The organism is Dolichospermum sp. UHCC 0259 (assembly GCF_009711935.1).
GTDB lineage: Bacteria > Cyanobacteriota > Cyanobacteriia > Cyanobacteriales > Nostocaceae > Dolichospermum.
Map to the genome: position 1 here is coordinate 1 of NZ_VIKX01000067.1, position 3871 is coordinate 3871.

Consider the following 3871-nt stretch of genomic DNA (forward strand, 5'->3'; position numbering starts at 1 on the left):
CCTACTTCTACCTACCCTATAAACTCTCGAAAGTGGGGGGAGAGTGAAAAACTACAAGAAATAATAGCTATTTTGAAAAAAGCAACTGAGTTTAATATTTTAGCTCAAGATGACATGGTGTATAGTTTTGCTCATCAGTCATATCAAGAAACTTTAGCAGGGGATTATTTTAACACTTTATTTCCATGATACCTACCGAATATTATACCAATCCTAAATATTTTGAAATGATACGTCGTGCTACTGGTTTATTAGATAGTGAGCAAAGAGAAAAACGCATCAAAGATATTGCTGAACATAATATTTTATTAGCGGCACAATGTAAACTAACTTGTGTTGATGAAGAAAGAGAATTAGTTAATTTTCTAATTACAATAGCCGAAAGAGAGGCAATTTCTTTTGACAACCCTAAACTTTCCATTAATGGTTTAATTGCACTGATAGAGTTAGATTGTTATGATAATTTTATTAAAATACTACATCAAATAGATTCAAGAAATATCGAGCAGAATCGAATTTTTGAAAAGCTTTTTGCAATGGAAAATATAAATATAGATATAAAATTAGAAATAATTAATTTGATTTTAAAAACTGTAGAAACAAAAAGAGAACTAATACTTTTAATTTTTCGCTTTTGCAAAACATTAAATCCACTAAATAAAATTATTCTTGATAAGAAGAATATAGATAAAGTTTTAAAAATATGTGATTTTTTATTACTCCCTGGCAGAAAAAATACCAATATAATACCACTAATTCTCAAACTTATATATATATTTAATTTGTCAAGTTTTTTCAATAAAATTGACATTATTAATTTTATTAATGTACTTATTGATAAATATAAATTTGTTGAGAATTATCAAATTATTATTAATTTAGGATTTGAGAATCAATTTTCACCTGACTTTGTTGTAAATAGATATATAGAAAATCATTCATGGGTAGAAACATTAAATTTTATAAATAAATTCAACTTAAATATAGGAAAATATGCTCAAAAAATTACTCCTTTGATCATTGCAACTATGCAAAAGGAAAATATATCAAAAATATGTATTTACAGCAGAATATTAGATAAATATAATTATCCTATGGAAAATATAATTACAACAATTATTTGTAGAATAAAATCATCTTTGAAAAGGAGACATCCTAATCACCTATCATCAATACTAGAAATAATACAAAGATATGATATTCCTATAGAAGATTTTGTTCTTATAGCAATTGAAAGAGTTGATACTTCTTTTCAAAAATATAATTCTCAAGAAATGGATAAAGCTCTATCAATATTTGAACAAATATGCACATATAAATATACAATACATTCTAATTTATATTTAGTAATACAAAAATGGATTAATATTGTGGTTACTAGAAATAATCTCAATAAGAGTAAAAGAGTAAATTTATTAAAAAAAATTGATAATTTTATAACCTATCAAACTTGTCAAGAAAATATGACGCAAGATCAATTGATAGAAATCAATAAATTCTTGCAAGAACAAATGAGAATTATTAAAACCCAAAAAAAACAGAAATTAGTAGATAAAAAAATAGAAATATCCTCAATTCAAGAATGTAAAATAATAAATATTATTCCAAGTATAATTTTCGTGAAAATTGAAAATGAAACTCGTAGATGTAGTATTTATATTGGTGAATTGAGTAATTCTTATATCCCAAATATTAATGATTTCAAATATAAGGGAGAAAAGTTATACATAGGACAAAATTTAATTGCAAAGGTGATTAGTATAGACAAAAACTATGGTATTCAGTTATCTATAAAAGCATTGAATTAATCATAAAAATGCTTTTGCTTATTGCTTATTGCTTATTGCTTATAATAGTATATAGTGTAATTAGAATGCGATCGCTTTTTGGGTATGTGGTTGTGGAGTGCGATCGCTTTTTGATGTAGGTAGGATGATGAAGAGCGATCGCTTATTACCCTTACAGTTGAAAAATAAGCAAAACCCTTGCTAAAATAATATTACTCACCCACTAAACTACAAAAAATCCATGCAAACCAAAGAATTAATCATACAGGAAATAGAGCAAATACCAGAAATTGAACTAACTCAAATACTTAATTATATTCGTGCTGTCAAAGAAAAAAGCAACTCTCAACCAACTGAATATAAACCTATTTGGGAAGTAGCTGATGATATCATCAAAGATATTCCTCAAGAAGTCTTAGAAACACTTCCTTCAGATGGAGCAGAAAAACATGATTACTATCTTTATCAACAAAATTTCATACAAGAATAAACAATAGATAATGAAAAGCGTTTTTGCGGATACGTTTTATTGGGTAGCATTAATTAATAAAAGTGATTCATGGCATCATCGTGTCAGAAATTATAGCAGTAATCTTGGAAATATTAAAATTATCACCACAGAGGAAATTTTAACAGAAACCATAAATTTTTTTGCTGCTTTTCCCACGCCAATGAGATCAGCAGTTTCTCAGCTAATAACTCAAATTATTGCAGATCATAATATTCAAGTAATACCTCAAACCCATGAATCATTTATAGCAGGTTTAGAGTTATTTCAACAACGATTTGATAAAGGATATAGTTTAACAGACTGTATTTCTATGATGACAATGAAAAAGTTCAATATCATAGAAATCTTAACTCATGATAAACATTTTACACAAGAGGGGTTTCTCATCTTGTTTAAAGATTAATAGTTAAACTGGGTATAGCCTCTAAGAGCGATCGCTTCTTGGTTATGGTTTGGAAGTGCGATGGCTTTTGGATGTAGGGAGTTTGAAGTGCGATCGCTGTTTGATGTAGGTAGGATGGAGTGCGATAGCAAAGCTCACCGAAGGTATCGCTTTTTATCTTATGGTTTTGGTAGAGCGAAGTTGATATAATTGTAAAAATAGACTTCATCCATCAACCAGTATCAAATAAATGAATCAACAAACTACCTTTAAAGAAATTGCTTCTCAAGTGCAATTATTCCAGAGTATAGAACAAAAAGAGACATTTATATTTGTACTCGGTGCTTTAACATCTCGGTTGATTAGTTTACATAAAGCAGCCGAAATCATGGACATGGATACAGAAATATTTTTGAAAGTTTTAGAATTAATGGGAATAGATTTTTCATATCTTACTGTTGAAGATATCGCTATAGAAAAAACCTGGTAAGCATGATGAAAATAGTATTTAACTCTTCCCCTTTAATTTTCCTATCTCGGTTAAATTTCCTTGATTTATTCCTGACAACCGAATCGCAATTTTTATTACCAGAAAGTGTTAAAGAAGAAATCAGTGCTAAACAAGATAAATCATCAATACATATTAATACACTAATCGCTGAGAATAAATTATTAGTCCAAAAAGTACAATTAGTTTCTTTAGCTAATCGCTTAAATGAGCGTTTAGGAATAGGAGAATCTCAAGCTATTACTTTAGGTATAGAATTACAACCAGATTATATTATTTTAGACGACTTTGCGGCTAGAAAAGAAGCAATAAGATTAGGATTAAATGTTAAAGGAACTTTAGCAGTAATTCGTAAATTACAACTAGATGATAAAGTTAACATTTCTGATTTAGATATATTGTACCAACAAATCAGGGATGTTAATTTTAGAGTAAAACGAGAAATTTTTGATAGTATTTTTGAGAATTGATAAATGAGGGATAAAACAAGCGTTAAAAAGATTGAGTAAAAATTAATGAAACTCGCAAATCAAAAAATTGGCAGCGAAAACTCAACGCTTAATCAGTTATTAATGGAATTACAGGAAGAATGCCAAAATGTGATTTCTTTGGTTAATCAATTACAACTGTAGTTTTTCACTCTCCCCCCACTTTCGAGAGTTTATAGGGTAGGTAGAAGTAGG

At 28.2% G+C, this 3871-nt stretch carries 7 protein-coding genes; 6 read left to right on the forward strand and 1 reads right to left on the reverse strand.

The genetic code is table 11. The annotated features are described in order from the left end of the window. From FJR05_RS26825 to FJR05_RS05325, 4 genes are all read left to right on the forward strand, one after another. On the forward strand, positions 1 to 189 hold a 189-nt coding region (locus FJR05_RS26825; RefSeq protein WP_217385523.1), incomplete at its 5' end, for a hypothetical protein. Beyond that, positions 186 to 1808: a hypothetical protein gene (locus tag FJR05_RS05315; RefSeq protein WP_168643163.1), complete on the forward strand. Its 1623-nt coding sequence runs from the start codon at positions 186 to 188 to the stop codon at positions 1806 to 1808. The genes FJR05_RS26825 and FJR05_RS05315, both read left to right, overlap by 4 nt. A 220-nt stretch (positions 1809 to 2028) precedes the next feature. After that, positions 2029 to 2277 (forward strand): hypothetical protein, encoded by a 249-nt coding sequence (locus FJR05_RS05320; protein WP_168643164.1) that lies wholly within the window; start codon positions 2029 to 2031, stop codon positions 2275 to 2277. 10 nt (positions 2278 to 2287) lie between these two features. After that, positions 2288 to 2701 (forward strand): type II toxin-antitoxin system VapC family toxin, encoded by a 414-nt coding sequence (locus FJR05_RS05325; protein ID WP_168643165.1) that lies wholly within the window; start codon positions 2288 to 2290, stop codon positions 2699 to 2701. Here FJR05_RS05325 and FJR05_RS05330 read toward each other — a convergent pair. Further along, complete coding sequence (locus tag FJR05_RS05330) at positions 2691 to 2909, reverse strand: hypothetical protein (protein ID WP_168643166.1); 219 nt, start codon at positions 2907 to 2909, stop codon at positions 2691 to 2693. The genes FJR05_RS05325 and FJR05_RS05330 overlap by 11 nt on opposite strands. A gap of 21 nt (positions 2910 to 2930) precedes the next feature. On the opposite strand from FJR05_RS05330, the gene FJR05_RS05335 reads away from it, so the two are divergent. Together FJR05_RS05335 and FJR05_RS05340 are read left to right on the forward strand one after the other, a co-directional pair. Next, positions 2931 to 3170 (forward strand): hypothetical protein, encoded by a 240-nt coding sequence (locus FJR05_RS05335; protein ID WP_168643167.1) that lies wholly within the window; start codon positions 2931 to 2933, stop codon positions 3168 to 3170. A 2-nt stretch (positions 3171 to 3172) separates the two neighbouring features. Then, complete coding sequence (locus tag FJR05_RS05340; RefSeq protein WP_254446746.1) at positions 3173 to 3658, forward strand: DUF3368 domain-containing protein; 486 nt, start codon at positions 3173 to 3175, stop codon at positions 3656 to 3658. The last annotated feature ends 213 nt before the right edge of the window (positions 3659 to 3871 follow it).